Source organism: Streptomyces litchfieldiae, from assembly GCF_031845365.1.
Lineage (GTDB): Bacteria > Actinomycetota > Actinomycetes > Streptomycetales > Streptomycetaceae > Streptomyces > Streptomyces litchfieldiae.
The window spans coordinates 78,172-100,524 of record NZ_JAVREL010000017.1 but is presented as its reverse complement, the minus strand read 5'-3'; the positions used below and the strand labels follow the sequence as shown (position 1 = coordinate 100,524).

Annotated in this window: 21 protein-coding genes; 16 read left to right on the top strand and 5 right to left on the bottom strand. The window is 71.0% G+C overall.

Annotated features, from left to right (window positions below):
* Positions 1-35 precede the first annotated feature (35 nt).
* The 3 genes from RM590_RS25705 (at position 36) to RM590_RS25695 (ending at position 2,553) form a co-directional block, all read left to right on the top strand.
* The gene (locus RM590_RS25705; RefSeq protein WP_311707091.1) at positions 36-1,295 is read left to right on the top strand and encodes an SGNH/GDSL hydrolase family protein; all 1,260 of its coding nucleotides are present in this window, start codon (positions 36-38) and stop codon (positions 1,293-1,295) included.
* Between the two features lie 23 nt (positions 1,296-1,318).
* The gene (locus RM590_RS25700) at positions 1,319-1,693 is read left to right on the top strand and encodes a MerR family transcriptional regulator (protein ID WP_311707090.1); all 375 of its coding nucleotides are present in this window, start codon (positions 1,319-1,321) and stop codon (positions 1,691-1,693) included.
* 77 nt (positions 1,694-1,770) lie between these two features.
* Complete coding sequence (locus RM590_RS25695; protein ID WP_311707089.1) at positions 1,771-2,553, top strand: NAD(P)-binding domain-containing protein; 783 nt, start codon at positions 1,771-1,773, stop codon at positions 2,551-2,553.
* A gap of 308 nt (positions 2,554-2,861) precedes the next feature.
* Here RM590_RS25695 and RM590_RS25690 read toward each other — a convergent pair whose 3' ends face one another.
* The 3 genes from RM590_RS25690 to RM590_RS25680 form a co-directional block, all read right to left on the bottom strand.
* On the bottom strand, positions 2,862-5,996 hold the full coding sequence (locus tag RM590_RS25690; RefSeq protein WP_311707088.1) for a glycosyl hydrolase 115 family protein: 3,135 nt from the start codon (positions 5,994-5,996) through the stop codon (positions 2,862-2,864).
* 176 nt (positions 5,997-6,172) lie between these two features.
* Positions 6,173-6,364 (bottom strand): hypothetical protein, encoded by a 192-nt coding sequence (locus tag RM590_RS25685; RefSeq protein ID WP_311707087.1) that lies wholly within the window; start codon positions 6,362-6,364, stop codon positions 6,173-6,175.
* A 48-nt stretch (positions 6,365-6,412) separates the two neighbouring features.
* Complete coding sequence (locus tag RM590_RS25680) at positions 6,413-6,856, bottom strand: winged helix-turn-helix transcriptional regulator (protein ID WP_311707086.1); 444 nt, start codon at positions 6,854-6,856, stop codon at positions 6,413-6,415.
* 82 nt (positions 6,857-6,938) lie between these two features.
* Here RM590_RS25680 and RM590_RS25675 point away from each other — a divergent pair, with 82 nt between their 5' ends.
* The 11 genes from RM590_RS25675 (at position 6,939) to RM590_RS25625 (ending at position 18,702) form a co-directional block, all read left to right on the top strand.
* On the top strand, positions 6,939-7,856 hold the full coding sequence (locus RM590_RS25675; RefSeq protein ID WP_311707085.1) for a Rossmann-fold NAD(P)-binding domain-containing protein: 918 nt from the start codon (positions 6,939-6,941) through the stop codon (positions 7,854-7,856).
* Between the two features lie 293 nt (positions 7,857-8,149).
* Positions 8,150-9,031 (top strand): glutathione S-transferase C-terminal domain-containing protein, encoded by an 882-nt coding sequence (locus tag RM590_RS25670; protein ID WP_311707084.1) that lies wholly within the window; start codon positions 8,150-8,152, stop codon positions 9,029-9,031.
* A gap of 21 nt (positions 9,032-9,052) precedes the next feature.
* A complete protein-coding gene (locus RM590_RS25665) occupies positions 9,053-9,733 on the top strand; it encodes a hypothetical protein (RefSeq protein ID WP_311707083.1) in 681 nt (226 codons plus the stop codon).
* The gene (locus RM590_RS25660; protein WP_311707082.1) at positions 9,726-10,010 is read left to right on the top strand and encodes a type VII secretion target; all 285 of its coding nucleotides are present in this window, start codon (positions 9,726-9,728) and stop codon (positions 10,008-10,010) included. The genes RM590_RS25665 and RM590_RS25660 overlap by 8 nt, the downstream gene beginning before the upstream one ends.
* Before the next feature lie 3 nt (positions 10,011-10,013).
* Positions 10,014-11,498 (top strand): AAA family ATPase, encoded by a 1,485-nt coding sequence (locus tag RM590_RS25655; RefSeq protein ID WP_311707081.1) that lies wholly within the window; start codon positions 10,014-10,016, stop codon positions 11,496-11,498.
* Complete coding sequence (locus RM590_RS25650) at positions 11,495-12,106, top strand: hypothetical protein (protein ID WP_311707080.1); 612 nt, start codon at positions 11,495-11,497, stop codon at positions 12,104-12,106. The genes RM590_RS25655 and RM590_RS25650 overlap by 4 nt, the downstream gene beginning before the upstream one ends.
* Entirely contained in the window at positions 12,103-12,747 is a 645-nt protein-coding gene (locus tag RM590_RS25645) for a hypothetical protein (RefSeq protein WP_311707079.1), read from the top strand. Before RM590_RS25650 ends, RM590_RS25645 begins: the two co-directional genes overlap by 4 nt.
* 925 nt (positions 12,748-13,672) lie before the next feature.
* Positions 13,673-13,888 carry a hypothetical protein gene (locus tag RM590_RS25640; protein ID WP_311707078.1) on the top strand — a complete coding sequence of 72 codons (216 nt, stop codon included), beginning with the start codon at positions 13,673-13,675 and terminating at the stop codon, positions 13,886-13,888.
* A 196-nt stretch (positions 13,889-14,084) separates the two neighbouring features.
* Entirely contained in the window at positions 14,085-17,081 is a 2,997-nt protein-coding gene (locus RM590_RS25635) for an AfsR/SARP family transcriptional regulator (protein WP_311707077.1), read from the top strand.
* A 117-nt stretch (positions 17,082-17,198) separates the two neighbouring features.
* Complete coding sequence (locus tag RM590_RS25630; protein ID WP_311707076.1) at positions 17,199-18,239, top strand: STM4013/SEN3800 family hydrolase; 1,041 nt, start codon at positions 17,199-17,201, stop codon at positions 18,237-18,239.
* 19 nt (positions 18,240-18,258) lie between these two features.
* The gene (locus tag RM590_RS25625) at positions 18,259-18,702 is read left to right on the top strand and encodes an NUDIX hydrolase (RefSeq protein WP_311707075.1); all 444 of its coding nucleotides are present in this window, start codon (positions 18,259-18,261) and stop codon (positions 18,700-18,702) included.
* Between the two features lie 201 nt (positions 18,703-18,903).
* On the opposite strand, the gene RM590_RS25620 is transcribed toward RM590_RS25625, so the two are convergent.
* Entirely contained in the window at positions 18,904-19,614 is a 711-nt protein-coding gene (locus RM590_RS25620) for a hypothetical protein (protein WP_311707074.1), read from the bottom strand.
* Positions 19,615-19,666: 52 nt separating this feature from the next.
* Positions 19,667-20,032, bottom strand: coding sequence for an ATP-binding protein (locus RM590_RS25615; protein ID WP_394813975.1), 366 nt, complete (start codon positions 20,030-20,032; stop codon positions 19,667-19,669).
* Positions 20,033-20,339: 307 nt separating this feature from the next.
* Here RM590_RS25615 and RM590_RS25610 point away from each other — a divergent pair, with 307 nt between their 5' ends.
* Together RM590_RS25610 and RM590_RS25605 are read left to right on the top strand one after the other, a co-directional pair.
* Complete coding sequence (locus RM590_RS25610; protein WP_311707072.1) at positions 20,340-21,212, top strand: helix-turn-helix domain-containing protein; 873 nt, start codon at positions 20,340-20,342, stop codon at positions 21,210-21,212.
* Between the two features lie 20 nt (positions 21,213-21,232).
* Positions 21,233-21,433, top strand: coding sequence for a DUF397 domain-containing protein (locus tag RM590_RS25605; protein ID WP_311707153.1), 201 nt, complete (start codon positions 21,233-21,235; stop codon positions 21,431-21,433).
* The last annotated feature ends 920 nt before the right edge of the window (positions 21,434-22,353 follow it).

Genomic DNA, 22,353 nt, shown 5'->3' with positions numbered 1-22,353 from the left:
CATGTCCCAAGCGGCGTACGGTCGTTGGACCGTACGTGACCCACAACACCTTTCTGCGCAGACTCCTTGGCGCCCTGCTCCCCGCCGCCCTCCCCGCCGCCCTCCTCGGCGGCCTGCTGCTGGGCGCACAGCCCGCCCCCGCCGCGGCGGCCCCGGCGCACCGGCCCGAGGCCGGCGCGTTCGGACCGGGCATGGTGCCCGGCGGACCCGCGTTCACCGACCAGACCATCCGCATGGTGGTCCACCCCTCCGTCGCCGGCACCCGGCCCCGGCTGCGGGTGTCCAACCTCCGGGGCAGCGCGGACCTGCGCGTCGGGGCCCTCGCGGTGGCGCTGCGCGCCTCCGGCGGCGCGGCCGTGCCCGGCAGCCACCGCGCCGTGACGTTCGCCGACGCGCCCTCGACGACGATCCGCGCGGGGGGCGAACTGCTCAGCGACCCGGTGCCGATCCGCGTCGAGCGCGGGCGGGACCTCCTGGTGAGCATCCATCTGCCGGACGCGACCGGCCCCTCGACCCAGCACCGGCACGCCTACGAGACGACCTATCTGACGCCGCCCGGCTCCGGCGACCACACGGCCGACGCCGGGGCCGGTGACTACACGGCGACCACCGGCTCCTGGTACTACCTGGCCGGCCTGAGCGTCGTGCCCGCGACCGCCGCCACCACGGGCACCCTGGTGGCGTTCGGCGACTCGATCACCGACGGCACGCTCTCCACCCCGGGCACCAACCGGCGCTGGCCCGACCTGCTCGCCGACCGGCTGGCGGCCGAGCCCGGCGGCCAGCGCCTGGGCGTGGTGAACGCGGGCATCTTCGCCAACCGCATGCTCAGCGAGCGGGACGAGACCAGCGGCCGGCCGGCCCTGGAGCGCTTCAGCCACGACGCGCTCGGCCAGCCCGGCGTGGCGACGGTGATCGTGCTGGAGGGGATCAACGACATCACGGCCGGGGTGAACGCCGAGGGACTGCCGCTGGCGCCCCGGGACCTCATCGACGGCTACCGGACCCTGATCGGCCGCGCCCACGACGCCGGGGTGCGGATCATCGGCGGCACGCTCCTGCCCAACGGCAACCACAGCGCCGGACAGAACGCGATCCGCACCGCCGTGAACGACTGGATCCGCACCGGCGGCGAGTTCGACGCGGTCATCGACTTCGACCGGGCCACGCGCGACCCCGCCCGCCCGGACACCCTGCGCCCGGCGTATGACTCGGGGGACGGGCTGCACCCCAACGACGCCGGCATGCGGGCCATGGCCGACGCCGTCGACCTGGCGGCCCTGACCGTTTCCTGAAGCGGCGTGCGATCCTCGGTGGCGTGCGCTTCTACACGCCGAGCCAGACCGCGGAAGAGACGGGTTTCAGCCTGGACACGCTCCGGTACTACGAGCGGATCGGGCTGGTGTACTGCATCGACCGGACCGCCGGCGGGCGCCGCCGGTACAGCGAGACGGATCTCCAGTGGCTGCGGATGCTGCGCTGCCTGCGGGACACCGGCATGCCCATCGCCGAGATGGTCCGCTTCACCGAGCTGACCCGGGACGGCTCGGACACCGTCCCCCAGCGGCTGGCGCTGCTGGAGGAGCACGACGAGCGGATCGAGCGGGAGATCGCCGGACTGCGCGAGCGCCAGGCCCACATACGCCGGAAGATCAGCACCTACCGCGCGCTGGCGGACGAACGGCAGCCCTGACCGGCATGAGGACGGCCGCCTCGCGCCCGGCGCCGCACCTCGTGGGCACGGCACGGCCTCGAAAGGAAAGCACTCCGATGACGAAGGAAGACACAGTGAAGCGCATCGGCATCATCGGCGTGGGCGAGATCGGCCGGGCCATCGTGCTGGGCCTGCGGCACGGAGGCGGCATATCGCCGGAGGTGTTCCTCTCACCCCGGGGAGCCCGCACCGCCGCGGAGCTGTCCGCGCGTTACGAGGGCGTGCGGGTGTGCGCCGACAATCAGGAGGTGGTGGACCGCTCCGAGCTGGTGATCGTGGCGGTACGCCGCCAGGACCGGCACGACGCGCTGGCCGGTGTGAGGGTGGCCGGCGACAAGGTGGTGGTGAACGTGATGGCGGGCGTCGGCAACGACGACCTGCGCCGGACGCTCGCCACCGACGCCCCGCTCGTCCGGGCCATCCCGCTGCCGGCCATACGCGAACGCCGCTGCGTCACGGTGGTTCACCCGGCGCACCCGGAGGTGAACTCCTTCTTCGAGCGGCTGGGCGGGGTGCTCCCCGTCGCGGACGAGGCGGCCTTCAACGTCTTCTCCGCGCTGACGGGGACGCTGACCGCCCACTACTGGTATCTCGCCACGATCACGTCGTGGGCCGCCGGCCAGGGCATCGCCCCGGACGACGCGGACCGCTATGTCCGCGGCCTCTTCCAGGGCGTCGGCCGCTCCCTGAGTGACGAGACCCGCTCCCTGCGCCAGCTCGCGGCCGACCACGAGACCCCGAACGGCAGCAACGAGCGCATCCGGACCACCTGGTTCGACCCGGCCAACTCCGAAGCCCTCAAGAAGGCCCTCGACGACCTCCTCGCCGATCTGACGTAGCGGAGGCCGACCGGCCCCGGCTGGAACCCTCCTCCCCGGGGCGAAGGGCAGCCCGGGGGAGGAGGGAGCTTTCGCCCGCCGCTAGGGCCTGTATCGAGTTCCCGCCCGGGCCCGCGACGCCAGTCACGGCACCTCGCCGCTCCCCCAGACTCCGTCTGGGAGGTGCCCCCAGCCGAATCGCGCGAATACGGCCGGGTATGAGCTGCGATCCGGTGCCTTGCTGGGGGTACCTCCCAGGCCCCCAAGGGCCTGGGGGGGCACCGCGTCTGACGCCGCGGGCTGATCCGACCGGGAACTCGATACCGGCCCTAGTCGTGGGCGCGCATGCTTTCGGGCGGGCCCAGGTAGCTGGGCTTCAGCCCGCCGGTGTCCACCACCAGCTTCTGGAGGACCACGGTCGGATCGACCATCCAGAACTTGAGCAGGTGGCGGCCGGGTGCGGTGATCGTGTGCGAAGTGACGGTGAGATTGGTGTTGTTGGAGGTGTTGCGCTCCCACTGCTTGTTCATCGTCGTGTCGTTGGCGCCGGTGACGGCGGTGACGTTCACGGTCTGCGGCGTCTCGTCGTCGAACGAGACGGCGTAGGTCAGGCCGTCGGTGGGCAGCACGTTGTTCCGGGGCGACAGATACGCCAGCACCTCGACCGGCCCGGTGGTGAAGAGCGTCACCTCGAACTCCAGGCGTGGTGAGCGCCCGCCCGGGGTCTGGCGGGGAACGGTGACGGGGAACGGGGTGACGCCGTCGCCCGTGCGGCCGAGGTCGGGGAGCACCGTCCAGCGCACTCCGGAGGTGTTGACGGCGCGCGAGTAGTGCGCGGCCTCCATCGACACATAGCCGTTGGCCTCGATGAACCCGGCCAGCCGGCGGCGCGGCACGTCCGGATTGTCCACCACGGCGCGCACCTCGACGCTCGCCCCCTCCGGCCCGGTGACGGTGATCGGGACGGTGGTGCGGCCGCGCGGCGCGGCGGCGAAGTCCACGCGGACGATCGAGCGGACCTGGGTCTCCACGGTGCCGGTGGGGTTGGTGACCGTCACCCAGGACTCGGCCGGCTCGATCCGGTACTCGAACGGGGCCGAACCCCGGTTGAACACCTCGATGTACTGCTCGGGCTGGCTCTGATACGGGCTGAACACCGGGAGTTCGGCCGGCTCCTCCGCGTTGGGCCACCACAGGTCGGAGCCGTCGATGCCCACGCCCATCTCCGGCCCCTCGGCCAGCTCCACGCGGCGCACCGGGGGGAACACGGCGTCGGGCAGGGCGACATGGTTGGGCGTCTGCGGCTGCTGCCAGGGCGCGTCGGGGCCGTACCGTTCGACATCGCCGTAGCCGATCTTCGGCTGCGACTGGAAGCCGTGCCATTTCCCGTCGGACAGCGTGTTGTTGTAGTAGTCGGACATCGCCTGGTCGTCGGCGAACCGCGCGTCGGTGGTGTCCGCCAGCCGGTTGGCCTCGGCGCGGCCCTGCGCGGCGTAGTGCAGGCTGGTGAACTCGGCCTGCCGGAGCGCGTAGAGGTTGGCGGTCGCCTCCACCTGGTACTGGACCAGTTGGTAGTACGCGTCGTGGCAGGCCGGGTCCAGTTCCTCGCCGATCCGCTGAGCCTCGGCGTCCAGTTGCTCCCACTCGTCGGTGACGCGGTCCAGCTCCCGGTAGTGGTTGATGCTGAACGGGGTGGCCTTGTCGTCGTAGACCACGGCCGAGGAGTCGGTGGCCGGGTCCTTCGCGGGGTCGAGGGTGATGCGGCGGTTGAGCAGCTCCGGCTTGCGGCGGGCCTGGAGGACGCCGTAGGCGTGCAGGACCTCGGCGATGGCCTCGGCGTGGGCCGGGCCGAAGTTCTGCTCGGCGTAACGCCGTTCCCACTCGCCGAGCCGGTCGATGGTCCAGCGCTCGGGGTCCCAGGCGTAGTCGAGGAAGAACTGGAGCGGCATCTCCTCGGCCTTCATGTCGCCGACGTTGACGACCCACAGCCGGTCGATGCCGTACTGGTAGGAGAGGTTCAACTGCTCCCAGGTGGACGCCAGGTTGATGGTGTCGACCCACTTGTAGTTCCGGCCGCCGCCCACGTAGTCGAAGTGGTAGTACAGGCCGTACCCGCCGGTGCGCTCCTCCAGGCGCTGGTCGGGGACCTTGCGCATGTTGCCCCAGTTGTCGTCGCAGAAGATGACGGTGACGTCGTCCGGGGGCCGCAGGCCCTGGTCCCAGTACCGCTGGACCTCCTTGTAGAGGGTCTGCACCTGCGGGATCTCGGTGATGTCCCCGACGGCCACCTCCTGCAGGATCTCGCGCTGGCGGGCCAGGATCGACTCCATCAGCTCGATGCCGTCGCCGTCGGGCAGGCTGACATCGCCGTTGCCGCGCATGCCGAGGGTGACCACGCCCTCAAAGTTCTCCTCCACCATGCGCCGGATGCCGTCGGCCCAGTACTGCTCGACGGCCTCCCGGTTACGGCGGAAGCTCCACTCACCGGTGCCGCCGTAGGGGTCGCTGCCGGGCGTGACGATGTTTCCGTCGCCGTCGCGCACGGCGGGCCGCGCGTGCCGGTTCCACTCCTCGATGCCGCGCATCATGGGCGCCTCATGCGAAGTGCCCATGACCACGCCGTACTCGGTGGCGGTGGCGTGGTTTCGCGGGTCGTCCTCGGCGAAGGCGCGGCCCCAGACGGCGGGCCACAGGTAGTTGGCCTTGAGGCGGAGCATGACCTCGAAGACCTTCGCGAAGAACTCGCTGTTGAAGCCGTTGGGGAAGCCGGGGGCGTGGCCGGGGCCGAAGAAGGCCGGGGCCCAGTCGCCCAGCGCCGGGTTCTCGTCGTTGATGAAGAAGCCGCGGTACTTCACGGCCGGGGTGCCCTGGGTGTGGCGGCCGGGCAGGACGTAGAGCTCGGCGTGCTGCCGGGCGGGCACGTCGTCCCACCAGTACCAGGGGGAGACGCCCATCTGCTTGGACGTCTCGTAGATGCCGAAGATGGTGCCGCGCTGGTCGCTGCCGGCGATGACGAAGGCGCGGCGGACGCCGGGCAGAGGGTTGGCGACGACCTGCTCGCGGGTGGTCTCCCACTTGCCCCGGATGCCGTTGACGTCGAGCTTGCCGGCCCGGATCAGCCGGTCGATGAGCGGGCTTCTGCCGATGGTCCCGACGATGACGATGTCCTCGTGGCCGTCGGGCGCCTCGTCCTGGGAGAGAAGGGGGTCGACGCCGGTGACGCGTTCGATGTCGGCCTGGAGGTCGCCCGCGGCGCGGATGACGCCGGGGTAGTCGTCGCCGCTGACCACGATGGGCGCGGCTCTGCCGCCCGCGACGAGGGGCAGGCTGCCCGGCTGCCAGGAGGGAGAGATGAAGATGCCCCGTCTCTCCGTGGCCGCGGCGGGAGTTGCGGCGATTGTGGGCACGGTGGTCGCGGCGACGGTCAGGGGAAGCAGACTGAGGAACGCACGGCGGCTCGGCATGATCATTCTCCGCCCGGAGTAAGAGGTGGCGATAATTCTCGGAATGGTTCCGGAAGAAGTTAAGGAGCGTGCCCGGCGCAGGTCAATACTCCGTTACCGGCGGATTTCCCGGCCGGGGGGCGGGAGTTCGCCCATCCCCGGGGCGACCTGCTGGGCAGCCGGTCGCCGGAAAATTTTCAGAAAGGGTGGCGGCGAATCAACGCGGCGAATTCGGCCGGGTTCTCCAGGTGCGCCGCGTGCCGGCCGCCCGGCACCGTCGCCCGGGACACGCCGCAGTGCCGGGCAACGGCCGCGACCGCCGCGTGCCGCGCCGGCGGCGAGTGCTCGCCCACCGCCGGCTCGTGCGGCACGGTGGTCCGCAGCGGCACGCCCCGCACCGCGAACGCGGCCGCGATGTTACGGCTGCCGCCGCCGTGTTACGCGGAGCCGCCGCGTTCGCCGTCTTCGCCGCGCGCGGCGTGCTCGGCGTCCCACCGGGCGCGGGCCGCGGCGATGGCCTCCCGGTGGTCGCGGGACCAGTCCGCCAGGCCGAAGACCGTGTCGGCCAGGCTGCGGCCCACCGGCGTGAGCCGGTAGTCCACCTGCGGCGGGATCGTCGGGTACGCGGTCCGCTCGACCAGGCCGTCCCGCCACAGGCGCTTGGTGGTCAGGGTCAGCATCCGCTGCGAGATCCCGGGAATCGCCCGCTGCAACTCACGGAACCGGCGCACCCCCTTCGACAGCTCCACCAGCACCAGCACCGTCCACCGGTCGCCGAGCCGGTCCAGCACATCGCGGATCCCGCAGTCGTCGTCGCCACACGGCCCGACGGGAACGGGCGCGCTGACCTGGGAAGTTACGGCCGTGTTCGTGACGGACACGAGAGTGCCTCCTTACGGACCGCCGCCGCGGGCGGAAATGTGGACCCGACTCTTCTCGGCTTCAACACACGGAGTGTTCCCGATGATTCTCGTGACCGGCGTTTCCGGCGCACTCGGCGGCCTGATCCACGACGGCCTGACCGCGTTCGACGACCTGACAGTGGTGGCCGGCACCCGCGCCGGCGACGGCACCACGGCCCGCCGGATCGACTTCGACGACCCGACCACGCTCGCCACGGGCCTCGCCGGGGTGAGCGTGCTGGTGTTCGTCTCGGCCGGCTACGCCGAGGACGACGTGGTGCTCGCCCGCCACGGCGCCGTGGTGGCCGCCGCCGCGGCGGCGGGCGTCCGGCACGTGATCTACACCAGCCTGGCCGGCTCCGGCGAGCTCATGACCATCGCCCTTCCGCACCGCTGGACCGAAACCCGGCTGGCCGCCGCCCCGTTCGATGTGACCATCCTGCGCAACGGCCTGTACGCGGACGTCCCCGTCGGCCTGGCCGCGGCCGGCGCCGCGTCGGCCGCCGCCACCGGCGTCTTCGCCGCCGCGTTCGGCACCGGCCGGGTGTCCGTCGTCGCCAAGCAGGACCTCGCCGACGTCGCCGTGCGGGTGGCGGCCGAGTCCGCTCGCGACCTGGCGGCGGGGCGCCGCGGCCGCCACGCGGGGCGGACGTACGAGCTGGAGGGGGTGACCGCGATCGGCGGCGAGGACATCGCCGAGCTGCTCACCGGCGCGCTGGGGCGCACGGTCGCCTACCGGCCGGTCTCCCTCGCCGAGACCCGCGAGGCGCTGCGCGACAGCGGCCTGGAGCCGTACCAGATCACGCACGCGCTCTCCCTCTTCTCCAACGTCAACGCCGGCCTGCTCCAGGCCACCGACACCGACCTGACCACCCTGCTGCCGGCCGCGCCACGGCCCGTTCGCCACCTCGTCGCCGACGCCGTGGCGGCGGGCGGGTACCAGTCGCAGTCGATCGGGACCATTTCGCGGGGGTCTTGACGGCTCGCCGGAGGGCCCCGACAATCCCACGGGAAGCCCCTGCGACGGGTCAACTCCGACCGAACGGACGGAAAAGCCATGGGTGATGGAGGACGGGAGGCCGGCTGCCGGTTCCCGCTCCGCCCGGTGCTCCCGGTCCTGACCTGCCGTCGCCACATCGATCTGCTGCGTGTGTGCAGCATGGGCAGTCCCCTTCTCTGAGACGGCTCCGCGGGCCATCCCCGCGCACCGGTGACGACGCCGGCCGCCGTTCCCTCCTGTCCGCGATCACCCATGCCCCGTGAGGGAGAGCCATGTCCGCCATCCACCCGTGTGCCTTCCGGTCCAGGATCGGCCCCGACGCCAACCACGGCTTCTACCCAGCCCCGCTCCGCTACCGCCTCTACCTCTCCCTCGCCTGTCCCGGCTGCCTCCGCATCGCCATCACCCACCGCCTGCTCGGGCTGGCCGACCGCATCCCGCTCACCGAACTGCCCGCCGTACCCGAACCCGACGGCGGCTACGCCGAGTTGCGCACCGCCTACGACCGCACCACGCACGGCTACCGCGGCCCGGCCACCGCGCCGGTCCTCGCTGACCACTGGACCGGACGAGTCGTCAGCAACCACGCCCCCGACATCCTGCGGGACCTCGCCGTCCGCTTCCGCACCGCCGGCACCCCCGAACTGCGTCCGCCGGCCGCCGAGAAGGACATCGCCGAACTCGCGCGGCTGTGCGACCACGACATCACCGAGGCCGCACAGCAGGCCGGCCGGGCCACCGCCGAAGGACCCGACCGCGAGGCGGCGTCGGACACCCTGCTGACCGCGCTGGCCACCCTGGAGGAGCGGCTGTCCGCCGGCCCCTACGTACTCGGCGACGCGCTGACGGCCGCGGACGTCGACCTGTGGGTCACGCTGGTGCGGCTCGACACGGTGCACCGCTGGCACCTGGACGCCGAAGCCGTCCACCGGATCGCCGCGCACCCCGCGCTGTGGTCGTACGCCAAGCGCCTGCTGTCCGCCCCGGCCTTCGGCGACTCCCTGCACATCGACGACATCACCCGCCGCCACCACGCCCGCTGCCGCGGCCTGGAAGCGGCGGGCGCGGCGGTCCGGATCATCGACTGGACCCCCGACCCGTCGGCCGTTGCCCGTTGCCCAGGAGCGACTCAGGAGGCTAGCGTTGCCTCCTGAGTAACAAGGAGCTCACGGAGTGTGGGGGGCCACATGGAGGAGACGGGCACGGCGACGCCTGAGTTAGCGGCGGAGGAGCGGGAGGGGGCGCCCTCGCACTACCAACTGCTGACTCCGAAGGACTGGTTCCGCATCCCGCTGCGGGACGCGGAGCAACGGGCCCGGTCGGTGCAGGCGCTGATCGATCTGACCATGCCCAGCCGTGATGAACGCGCCGTCCAGCGGCGGGAGTTGCGGGACATGCTCACCACCGTCACCGGCACCGCGGCGGCGCGGGACGGCATCGAGATGTACCTGTCCACCGACGCGGTGCTCGGAGTCCCGGTGCCGGCCACGTTGCTGGTGAGCGCCGAACCGGGCGACCCGGACCCGCCGGTGCGGCTGCCGGTGGCGTGGATGGCCGACGGCGTACGGGACAAGCACGGGCCGGAGGCCGAGGTCTCCGTCGTGCGCCTGCCATCGGGGGAAGCGGTGCGCTGCCGCCGTCAGGGAACGTCGGAGGACACCCGGGAGCTGGGCCAGGCGGCGGACCGGCCCAACACCTTGCTGGACTTCTACCTGCCGATCCCCGAGTCCGGCGGCTGGCTGATCCTGACGTTCAGCACGCCCATCCCCGAACTGGCCCAGCCACTGACGGAGTTGTTCGACGCGATCGCCGGTTCGCTGCGGTGGACCCAGGACGTGGCGGTGGCCCGTGGCTGATCTGACGGTCACGGTCGCGGATGTACGGGAGCTGGCGGACCGGCTGCGTTTCATCGCGGCGGAGTTCGAGGACTCGGAGGACATCGCCGACGCGTACGCGGAGCAGATGGGCCACGGCGATCTGGCCCACGAGGTCGAGCAGTTCGCCGCCAACTGGAAGCACAAGCGCCGCAAGCTCATGGAGAACCTCCAGTCCTTCGCGGACGAGGCCAGGCTCGCGGCGGACACGTTCACGGGCGTGGAGGACGATCTGGCCGGCGCGTTGGAGGGGGAGTAGACCGTGGGAAGCCGACCGAGCGACTGGTACCCGCTGACCGAGAACGGCGAGGATCCGGTTCCCGGCGACTGGGAGCTGGTCCAGGAAGCGGCGGCGCGATACCGCCGGACCGCGGACTCCATCCAGCGGGCGCAGACCCTGCTGACCGAGGTGACCAGCGGCAGCGACGGCTGGGAGGGAAAGTCGGGCGAGGCGTTCCGGGACAAGGCGGCGGAGCTGTCGGACAACGTCTTCAGGGCCTATGGCCGTTACGACGCGACGGCGAACGCGCTGGCCGAGTACTGGCCGCGGTTCCAGGAGGCCCAGGACGAGAGCCTGCGGCTGCGGACCCAGGCCCTGGAGGCACACGACGAGATCACGCGCCGCGAAAGGCTGGCGGAGGCCAGCGAGTCAGAGGACTCCGAGACCCACGACGACCACGAGGCCAACCTCCAGAACCTGGAGGCGGCACAGGCCGAGCTCAACCGGCTGCGGAACCGGCTCGCCCAGGTCGTCGAGGACAAGGACGTGGCCGCGCAGCGGGCCGCCGACGCGATCGGCGACTTCATCGGCGACGACGGTCTTGAGGACGGCTGGGGCGATCGCTGGGACTCCTTCTGCAGCGGGCTGAGCCAGGCTGTCGCCCTGCTGGGGGAGATCGCGGGCCAAGTCGCGATGATCGCCGGAATACTGGCCCTGTGCCTGGCCTGGGTGCCGGTCCTGGGCCAGGCACTGGCCGCCGTCGCCCTGATCGCCACCGCCATCTCGCTGGCGGCCAACCTCTACAACGGGAACTGGAACGGCGTGGTCTGGGACGCCATCGGTCTGGCCACATTCGGCGTCGGCCGCGTCGCCAGCGCGATGACGCGTGCGGCGCGGGCGAAGGGGTTGATGCGGGCCCACGTGCGTTCGACGACGGCTGCGCGAAGCGGCACTCACACAGCCGACGAACTGGAACAACTTCAACGGAACGTGAATGTGAGTCGGGCCGGCGCATGGGCCGCCCGCGATGAATTGGACGACATCAGGAGTGTGGCGGACGGCCGTCTGGGCTGGGCCGGGCACGCCTTCCACAATTTGGGCTCGGACCTGGGCCGGGCCCTGAGGGCACCCTTCGACGGTCGCAACTGGGGTGTCCGCGGCGGCGGGCTGCGCCACTGGATCGGGGCGACCCCGATGAGCGACGCAAGCCGAGCCGTGGCCGCTGCCGAGGGCGCGCTGGGCGGCGACGACGCGGCGGTACTCCAGGGCAACGCCCGGGACCTGAGGCGGGCCGCCGGCGTGGAGTTGGGTGCCCTGGCAGGTGGCGCTGCCCTCGGTGCGTTCACCGTCAACGACAACTGGAACATCCACAGTACGTTGCCGCTCGACTTCGAGGGTTGGCATCCCGAGCGCCTCCCCTTCACGAACCTGCCCGGCGTCTCCGTGACCGTCCAGAGCCCCTGGTCGGGAGAGGCAGCCGCGGTGGGCGAGTTCTCGTATCAGGAGAGCGAGGCGATGCCCCGGTGACGGAGTGGATCTGTGGCTTCGGCTACCCGGCCGACGGCTGGCTGCCTCTGGAGGTGGACAGCCCGGACGGTGCCGAGCGTGCCGCGCAGCGGATCGCCGAACGGGAGGGTGACGGCAACGAGCTCTACGCCGAAGCCGTCTACCCGGAGCTGAAGGTGATCTGGGAGGGCATGCGCGCCCGGGCGGCCGGACCCGTGGCCGTCTGGGTGCCCCCCGTCCCGCTGAACGCACGCCCCCTGGTCCCGGCCAGCATCTTCGCGGCGCGCGAGGAGACCTCGCCCGAGGAGCGCACTGTCGCGGCCGTCGGCGAGACCTTCCGCCGCCCGCGCCCCGACCGCTTGGGCGAAGCGGACATCACCGAGATCGAGCTGCCGCTGGGTCCGGCCTGCCGCGTGCATCAGCTCTTGCTCAACCAACCCGGCGACGACGGACGGCAGTTCGTGATCGAGGCCATCGACTACTTCGTCCTGCCGCCCGACTACCCGGAGGGACTGTTCCAGCTCTCCGTCTCCTGGTCCAGCCCCGCCATCGCACCCCATATGACCGAGACCGCCGACCGGATCGCCACCACCCTCACGGCCCGGCGCGCGGAAGGAGTTGGACGATGACCAACGTTGTACCGGTGTTCGCCTGCCCCACCGATGAGTGGCTGCCCCTGGACATCCACGATCCGGATGGTGTCCAGGAGGTCGTCCGGCAGGTGGTCGATCGCGGTGGCTGGAGCAACAGGCGCTATGCGAAGGCCGTGACCCCGCACGTGCGCAGGGTGTGGAACTCCCTCCAGGAAGGGCGGAAGGGACCCGCAGCCGTGTATGTGCCCCACGAGCGGCCGAAGGAGCTGGGGCGGTCACTGCCCTCGGTGAGTACCGCGTGGCGGCACCCCCAGAAGATGGGGTCGACCCTGGCCGAGGTCAGCGAGAACATGAGCCAACCGGAGCCGGGGCGGAAGAGAGTGGTCACGAAGGTGGAGCTGCCCGCCGGCCCCGCCTGCCGGGTGTACCACGAAACCACCTTCGTCATCCCCGACCTCAATCTGACGTTCCACGTCACCGGCGTCTCTCACTATCTCTTCCCCGAGAAGGGCCCCCGGAAGATTCTCGCCATGCTCGCCGACTGGGACACCCACACCCCCCTCACCGGCCTGGTCGAGATGGCCGACCAGATCGCCGCCACCCTGACGCTCCACCCGCGCACCCTGGAGCGGCCCGACGGGTGGGTGATTCCGGCGGCGAAGACGATCGAGTCCTGAGAGGTCGTTCACCGTTCGGGTGGATGTCCAACCACCAGGCTCAGGGCGCCAGTTCATCGCACCGGGCGATGCGTACTCCGTGCCGTGCGCCCCTGTCTCTTCAGCCGGATTGCCGTCGCGCACTTTGCATACAGACGATCGCCGGACGCCCGCCGCTGGCATCAGCCGGCTCGCCGGACGCGTCGGGCACGTTGGCGAAGTGGCACAAGCGATCCACGTCACAGCGTGATGGTGCCATCCGCCGCCAGGGGCGCCGTAGTACCTGAGAAGGACACGGGGAAGTCCCCACCAGTGGGGACGACCGGGACGCGGGGCGCGGCCTAACGTTCGGCGTGTGATCCACACCGCCCAGAATCCCGCCCCCCGCACACGCCGGGTTCAACGGCCTGCGCAGGACTTGCTCGGCGGGGGATTCGCCTTCCGGCCGCTGCCCGCCGGCCCGCCGACGCCCGGGAGCGGGACGCCTGAGTGCAGCACATGCTCGGGCCCCGCGCCACGGCCCGCGGGAGGCGCCCACATCCGTCGGCCCGCATAGGGAGACGGCCGACGGCGCCGGCGGCGCGCGGGAGGGCGCACAGGTGAGGCCGGCCCCTACCGCGGGCACGGCCACTGCCTGTGGGGCGCCCGCTGCCGGGCGCGCCGGGCCCCGCAACCGTGCCGTTTGGAACCGTCCAGCGCGTCCGGACACACATCAATCAGCCGCCTCCCTGCGCCACCCACCGAAGGATGACCGTGATCTTCAAGCGCAGAAAGACGTCCGATGGTGCCCCAAAGCCGAGGGCACAGCAGCCAGAGCCGGAGCAGTGTACGGACATGATGGGGATACCTGTCGCCGGCCACAGCCCGAACCGCAAGGGCAAGTGCACCACCTGCGGTCAGCAGGTTCCGTGAACCGGGGCCAGGACCGGTCAAGATCAGCGAGGTCATGCGTCGGCCGAATCCCGAGCACGGCCGGGAGCCGGAGGTCACGATGGCCGGGCGAGTCGCCACCGCCGGCGGCGGGTCCCTCGTCGTCCTGCTGACCGCTGCGGGCATGCTCGTGGGCCTGCTGGTCACGCTCACCCTGCAGGGCCGCCGCACCGCCGCGACCACCCCCGCCGCCCCGCCGGAGACCGAGGAGGTTCTCACAACCAACCCCTGACCACAGCCGCGGCGGGGCGGGCCAGGGCACCTGCCCGCCCCGGCGCGGACGCAGCGATCCCGGGCACCCGCTGTCGTATCGCGAGTGGCGCCGGCGCTTTCTCCGCGCTTTCATACCGGGGAAAGCTTCGCGGCTCGGGTGGTGGCCAGACCATGGGTCCGCCAGTCGGGGCCGATGGATCGGGGTACGGAAGTCCATGGAGTTTCTGGTGTTGGGTCCGCTGGAGATCCGGCGGGACGGGCGTGACCGGCAGGTGACGGGTCGGTTGCGGCGCGTGCTGCTCGGCGTGCTGCTGGCGCGGGCGAATCGGGTGGTGCCGGTGGATGTGCTGACCGGCGCGCTGTGGGGGGATCGGTTCGATGTGCGGGCGGGGCAGCGGCTGCACCTGCACATTCACCGGCTGCGGGACGTGCTCGGCGAGCCGGACCGGCTCTCCTTCGGCCCGGATGGATACCAACTGCGGGTGCTGCCGGGGGAGGTGGACGCGGATCGGTTCGAAACGCTCGTGGGTGAGGGGGCGGAGCTCGCGGGCGGCGATCCGCGGGGGGCGGTCGATGTGTTGCGGCGGGCGTTGGCACTGTGGCGCGGTGCGCCGTTCGCGGAGATGGACGTCCCGCTGTTGGACGACTGGCGACACCGGCTGTCCGAGCGGCTGTTGGTGGCGTACGAGGCGTTGTACGAGGCCGAGTTGGCGTGTGGGGCGGGCGCGGCGGTCATCGGGGAGCTGACCGGTCTGGTGCGGGAGCATCCGTTGCGTGAGCGCCTGCATGCTCTGTTGATGGTGGCGTTGTACCGGTCGGGACGGCAGAGCGAGGCGCTGGCGGCCTATCGGGAGGTCCGAAACAGGCTCGTTGAGGAGCTGGGGCTGGAACCGGGCCGCGAATTGCGGGAGTTGGAGCGGTGCATGCTGGCGGGGGAGCCGGTGGCGGTCGGCGGGGTCGCCCGTCCGCAGGTAGTGGCTCCCGCGCAACTGCCGGGGGACGTACCCGGGTTCGTGGGGCGGGAGGCGGAGCTGGCGGAGCTCGACGCACTGCTGTCGGGCGGTGGCACGGCACCGGTGGTGGTGGCGGGTACGGCCGGTGTGGGGAAGACGGCGTTGGTGGTGCGGTGGGCTCATCGGGCGCGGGAGGCGTTCCCGGACGGGCAGTTGTATGTGGATCTGCGGGGCTATGGCCCGGATCACCCGATGGAGCCGGAGGACGCGCTGGCGGGGTTTCTGCGTGCGTTGGGCCTGGAGGGTTCGGCGATTCCGCAGGATGTGGGTGAGCGGGCGGCGCGCTTCCGCACGCTGGTCGACGGGCGGCGGCTGATGGTCGTGCTGGACAACGCCCGGAGCGTGGAGCAGGTGAGGCCGCTGCTGCCGGGCAGCGCGAACTGTGCGGTGGTGGTGACCAGCCGGGACGCGCTGGCAGGGCTGGTGGCCCGGGAGGGCGCCCACAGGCTCGGCCTGGACCGGCTGCCGGTGGGGGAGGCGCGAGAGTTGCTGGGGGAGGTGCTGGGCGACCGGGTGGCGGCCGAGCCGGCGGCGGCCGAGACGCTGATCGAGCGGTGTGCCCGGCTGCCGCTGGCGCTGCGGATCGCCGCCGAGCTGGCCAGGTCCCAGCCCGCCCGCGGCCTGGCCGACCTGGCCGGAGAACTCGCCGACCAGCAGGAGGCGTTGGACCTGCTGGACATCGACGGTGATCCGTTCACGGCAGTGCGGGCCGTCTTCTCCTGGTCCTACCGGCGGCTGGAGGAGACCGCGGCGCGGGTGTTCCGGCTGCTGGGAGTGCACCCGGGGCATGACACGGACGCCTACGCCGTGGCGGCCCTGGCCGGCGCCGGGCTGCGTGCCACGCGCCGGGTACTGGATGTCCTGGCGCGCGCCCATCTGGTCGACCGGACATCCGGCGGCCGGTATCAGCAGCACGACCTGCTGCGCGCCTACGCCGCGGAGCTCGCCGCCTCCACCGACGGTGCGGGCGAGCGCGAGGCGGCCCTTGACCGGCTGCGGGACTACTACCTGTCGACGGTCGCCGCGGCCATGGACGTCGTGGCGCCGCACGAGTCCTTCCGAAGGCCGAAGGCACCGGCCTGGGACGGCGACGCGCCTTCGCTCCACGCCCACGATCACGGCCTGCGCTGGCTGGACGCGGAGCGGGCGAACCTGCTGGAGACCACTCGGCACTCAGGCCCGGAGTTCACCATCGACGCGGGGCAGACCATCTGGCGCTACCTTGATATCGGCGGCTATACCGATGAGTTGATCACCGTGTGCACGCGAGGGCTCCGGGCCGCGGAGGTCAACGGCGATCTGCTCGGGGAGGCGTTCTCGCGGACCCGCCTCGGCCTGGCCCTGAACCGGATCGGCAGGGACATCGAGGCGGCGATCGAGCACCTCCGGCGAGCTCTGGCCATCTACGAGCGGGCCGGAGAAGCGGAGTTGCAGGCGACCGTGCTGAACAACCTCGGGATCGTGTACGGGCGGAGAGGAGAACTGGCCCAGGCTGCGGACCAGTTCAAGCGCGCGCTGGAACTGAACGGCCCGACCGGTCCGTGGACGCTCCGCCGGTCCGCCCTGGTCAACACCTCCCACTGCCTGAAGGGCCTCGGCCGGTTCGAGGAGGCCCTGAGCCATGTGCGAGACGCCCTGGAACTGTGCGAGAAGAACGGCGACGAGACCAACGAGTCCAACGCGCTCATCGCCATCGCCGAGCTCTGCCTGATCACGGGACGGGACGACCAGGCGCGCGAACACGCCGGGCGCGGCCTGGCCCTCGCCCGCAAGACGGGCTTCCGCGGCGTCGAATCGGACTGTCTGCGCCTGCTCGGCACACTGTCCCGCCGGGACGGCGACCACGGGGCGGCGCTGCGCCACCACGACGAAGCACTCACGATCGCCCGTGCCGTGGGTGCCACGGAAACGGTCGTCGAGTCCCTCAACGAACTGGCGGCCACCCACGCCGCGGCCGGACACCCGGCCCGGTCACTGCGCCTGCACGGCGAAGCCATGGAGGTGGCCGAGAAGGCCGGCCGCCGCAGAGCGCTCGCCGACACGCACGCGGGCATCGCCGCCGTCCGCGCCGCTCTGGGCGAGCACGACACCGCCCGTGGACACTGGCGCCGGGCACTCGACCTCTACGAAGCGCTCGGCCTGCCCCAGGCGGCCGACATGCGGACGCGACTGGGCGCGTCGGAGACGACCAGGAACTGATTGGGGTTCAGCCGCAACACGTCTGCACAGATTTGAAAAGCAGTGCAATATCACACGTGACACTAGTTCGTAGCGTGAGTGCGGCAGCACGCCACCGGTTCGGATCAGGAGAGAACGTTGCACGAACGACGTAGTGCCTTGATAGCGATCGCCGCCCTCGTCGCCACCGGCGTCACGGCAGCCGCACGGTTCGCCGCTGAACGCGCCCACGCGGCCCCCTCGTTGAGCAGCACGCAGTGCAAGCTGCCCGCCGCGACCGGCGGCGACCTGGGCGCCGGCTTCCCCGTCGGCGATCAGGCCCTCCCCGCCGTCGGGACGCTCGACGCCGCGATGATCTTCGTTGATTTCGAGGACCACCCCGCGCCCCGTGGGTCGCTGCTCAAGGCCGAGTCGAACCTGCGCATCCTGTTCGTCACCCTGGATTCCCTGCGCTACGACGTCGCCCGCGCGGCCCTGCAAGCCGGGCAGACCCCGCGCCTGGCCAAGATCCTGCCCGGCGGGGCGTGGGAGGAACGCCGCACCCCCGGCACCTTCACCCTCCCCGCGCACATCGCGTTCTTCTCCGGCTTCCTGCCCAAGCTCCCGCAGCCCCTGCAGCCGCCGCGGCTGTGGGAGTGCCGCCCGCCCGCGTTCAAGACGGTCGATGCGGGGGCGTTCGTCTTCGACGCGCCAAACCTCCTCACCGGGCTTGCCCAGCACGGCTACCGCACCGTGTGCATCGGCGGCGTGACCTACTCCTCGCGGGAGACACCGCTCGGGTCGGTGCTGCCCGACATGTTCGAAGAGGACCACTGGCGGCCCCAGTTCTGTTCCCCGGAGCCTGGCTCCCCCCGCCACCAGGTCGACCACGCCCTGACCGTGGCCGAGCAGTACGCCAACCACGCGCTGTTCCTGTTCGTCAACGTCTCCGCCACCCACGTCCCCCACGGCCACTACACCGGCGACAGTGGCGACTCCTGGCAGTCCCAGGCCGCCGCGCTCGCGTACGCGGACGACCACCTCGGCCGCCTGGTCGACGGGCTCACCGGCAAGAAGAGATGGCTGATCATCATGTGCGCCGACCACGGAGAGGCCTTCGGGGAGGACGGCTACCACGGCCGTGGCATCGCTCACCCGGCCGTGCTCAACGTGCCGTTCGCAGCCTGGCTGTCAGAGTAGGCGGCTACGCTCCACGGCCATGACCGACACATCCCAACGGGGGGCGGTGCGCGACGCCTCCGTCATCGTGGCCCGAGACGCGGACGACATGGTCGCCGTCCTGACCGACGAATTCCCCCAGCACGGTGGCGAGTACGTGTTCCTGCCCGGAGGGCGCCGGGAGGACGGCGAGACACCGGAAGAGTGCGCGCGGCGCGAGCTGCGCGAGGAAGCCGGCGTCACCGCCCAGACCTGGCTGTCCCTCGGCTCGTACGCCATCACCCTGAACTCCACTGCCCGCGTCCACCTCTTCCTTGCCGAAGGTCTCACGTGCGGCCCGCAGCAGCTCACGCCCAGCGAAGAGAGCTTCAAGCTCATGTGGTGGCCGATGCCTGACGCGATCCGGGCCGCCAGCGAGGGACGCTTCCTGCTTCAGGGGGGCCCGCTGGCGCTGCTGCTTGCCCAGCAGGTCATCGCAGTCTGAGAAGAGTCGATCCCGGGCGTCGACCGACAGCCCGGTCGCGTCATTGTCTACCTCAGCGGATACCCCCCGGTCTCGCACGCTGAGGCGCCGACACCCGGAGCCCAGGCGGTGGCCCCATGAACGGCTCCGAGGTGCTGGAGTACCTGAGCGAGCACGAGGAGGTGCACGACGCGGTCCACTCGATCTTCGGAGTCGCCTGGTTCACCGAGCCGGCGGCTGCGCCGCCGGGGCGGGTACGACCTCGCCCTCGGCAACTGACCCGGCCGGGATCCGGAGCACATCCGCTCCCGCGTGGGTGCAGCGGGTGAGTTCGATGACGAGTTGGTATGCGACGAACCAGGGGCTCGCGGGGTGGCCGTAGGGGAGGTGGTGGTTGGTGGGGGACGAGGCGAACCCACCGGTGGGGGTGGGGGTATAGAAGGCGCCGAAGACGCCCCAGGTGCGGGGTTTGCGGGAGCGGATGGCGGTGGGGTTGGTGAGGTGCGGGCAGTGGCGCGCGGCGAGGATGGCGCAGGGTTCGCAGATGGGGGGTTTGGTGGAGAACAGGCCCTCGGGCCAGTGGGGTGACTGGTCGGTGGAGGTGGGGCGTTGGAGGAGGAAGAGCCAGCCCTGGGGCGTGCGGCTGGCGGGGCCGCCGCAGACGTGGCAGAGCTTGTGGAGCATGGTGTCGCGTTGGCGGTGGGGGTGCAGGGCGCGGAAGTTGGGCCGTCCTTCGCCGGGGGAGTGGCGCAGGCGGGCCCAGAGCACGCCGTGGCGGTCGCGGTCGGCGGGTGTCTCGTCGCGGTAGGCCAGCCCCATCCCGTCGGCGCGGATGGTCAACGCCCGGGCTACGACGGGCGTTTCCGTGTTCCACACGGCGGCATAGGGGACGGGGAGGCGGTTCGGTCCCCAGGTCAGTGGCTTCGTGGGCATGGCAGGCAGGTGTTCTTTCTCGAACGGGCGTGGGTGGCGGGGATCGGTTCCTTCAGCGGGTGTCTTCGCACGTCAGCTCGGCCCAGACGCGCTTGCCCCGGGGCAGCGGGTCGGTCCCCCAACGGGTGGTCAGCGCTTCGACGATGACCAGGCCGCGCCCGGACACGGCGTCGTCGCGCGGGTGCCGGCGTTCCGGCATGGTCCGGGAGGCGTCCACGACCGCGACGCGCACGACGTTCCGGCCGGTGCGGGTCACGGTGACGCGAACGGCGCGACTCCCGGAATGCCGCACGGAGTTGGTCACCAACTCGGAGACCAGGAGCGCGCCGGCGTCGGCGAGAACGCTCAAATCCCAGGCGGCAAGGGCGGTATGGACCAAGGCCCGGGCGGCGTCAACGCATTGAGCGGTGCACGGCATCGTGCGGGTGAATTCGGGGTTGATGATAGGGCTTACGGCGGTGGTCGTGGTCATTCTCATTGCCTCCGGTCCCGGGCATGGGTGGGGAGAGTCCGGCCGTAAAGATGACCGGATCCCTTGATTCCCGGGGCTCGATAACCGTGGCCTGCGGGGGCAGTTCGGCGCAATAGAATCAGCTGCGAATCAGCCTCACCAGCAGAAATGGCACATGCCAGAGCATGCGCAAGGCTTTCGCCGTGTGCACGACGGGGGCCCGGCTGAACACAAGGCAGGAATCGGCGCGCACATGCGCCAGAATGGAGGGCACATGGCCGCACGACCGCAGCCAACCGCCAGGCGTATCGAGCTCGGACACGAGCTGCGGCAGCTTCGCAAGGAGGCCGGTCTCACCATGGCGGAGGCGGTGGAGGGTCTGCCTTTCGACGAGAGCACACTTCAACGCGTCGAGACCGGCTGGAAGTCCTTCCGACAGGCGGGACATATGCGAGACCTGCTGGAGCGTTACGGCATCACCGACGAGGACGAGGTGGACCGGCTGGTCGCGCTCCAGCGGGAGGCGTCCAGCCGGGAGTGGTGGACCGGTTCAAGCACCACCATGCTGTCGGGCATGCCGCGTTTCCTCGGTGTCGAGTCGGTGGCCCGGGAGATCCGCGTCTTCCACCCGGCAGTTGTTCCCGGGCTGCTCCAGACCGAGGCGTACGCGCGGGCGTTGCATGAGCTGCACAAGCCCATTGAGGAGACGACCACGGAGTTCGTGCGGCAGAGCGTGCAGACCCGCATGAGGCGGAAGGAGGCCCTGACACGGGACGAGGACCCGCTGAAGCTCTGGGCCGTCCTGAACGAACCAGCGCTGCGCTACCACATCGGTGGTGCGGACACCATGCGAGAGCAGTACGCGGAGCTCGTCGAGCTGGCTGCCCTGGAGAACGTGACCCTGCAAGTCCTTCCCCAGGCGGGGAACGGCTACGTTGCCTTGCATGACGTCACGATCATGACCCTCGACGAAGGGCTGCCCACCACGGTCCAGACGGACACCGCCTGGTTCACCGTCGCCGTGACGGACAAGCCGCGCGAGGTCGGGCGGTTCGCCCGGATGTTCGACGCGATGGTGGCGGGCGCCTTGCCGCCCGGTGACACCCCGAAGTTCCTGCACCAACTAGCGAGAGAGATCACAGAATGAACACTCACCCTGCCGCCGTGATGGCATCGGACCTGAGGGGCGCTTGCTGGGTCACGTCGTCCTACAGCAACGGCGGGGGCAACTGCGTAGAGGTCGCCGGGCTGACCGGCACCGTCGCCGTCCGCGACTCCAAGGCGCCGCACGGTCCCGTCCTGCTGCTGGCGTCCGGCCACTTCGCGGCGTTCATCGCCGACGTGCGAGCGGGCCGGTACGACGTCTGACACTGATGTAGTTTCCCCGAAGCCGGGGTCACTTCCCAGCCTTGAGGGCCACTCGAAGGCCGGTTGGCCTCCGAGTGGATCACATGGGAAAGTGCGCGTAGTTGCGCTCGGCCCGGTCTTCACCCGTACGGGTGGCGGCCGGGCCGCGTGCGCTACGCGGAAGTTCCGCTGTACGGCGGGGCAGCGGCGGGCTTCCGGCCGGCCCGGCCCTCCCGTGCGGGCCGGCAGTCACGGCGCGCCGCTCCTCCTCCCCCGCGCCCTGTGCGCCTGTGGAAGAGGTGGCGACCCACTAGTTGATCATTGTTCGAAGCGCTTCGACACTGATGAGGAACCCGCTTCTGCCGTGAGACTGTGCGGCAACAACCGAGAAGGCCTTGCATCCCCTGCCCGAGGGGCACTCAGACTCGTTCATCGAACTCTTGCCGGAGGGCTTGTGCGACCCGCTGTTGGGTCCTAGCCTCACTGGACATCGAAGCGCTTCGATCACTCGTCTGACGTATGACGCATAGGACACGGCGGGCGGGCATGAGGGGTTGTTGGCCGCCGAGGACAACCTGAACGCCTGCCCCGCCGCACTCTGCCCACCCTCCACACGCGGCGCTCCGTCCTGGCGTCCCTTCCTCGCCGAACCGGAGCTGTCACGGACCGCAAGGAGCACTCCATGTCACGGAGCAGGATTCGCGGACCTCCCTACCGCGCGACCATCCCAACAGCGCGGGCCGGGTCAGCTCGCCGAGCCCGATCAACATATCGGGTCACACGTGATGCAAAGCGCATGAATTCATGGGATTCGCCGGACAGTTCACCACCGCGATGAGCCGCCTTCGCGATGAGCCGCCTTCTCGGACCGGATCTTCCGCCAGTTTCGTGGCACGACACACGTGATGGTGGACGGTGACTCCGCCTCCACCCTCGCGATC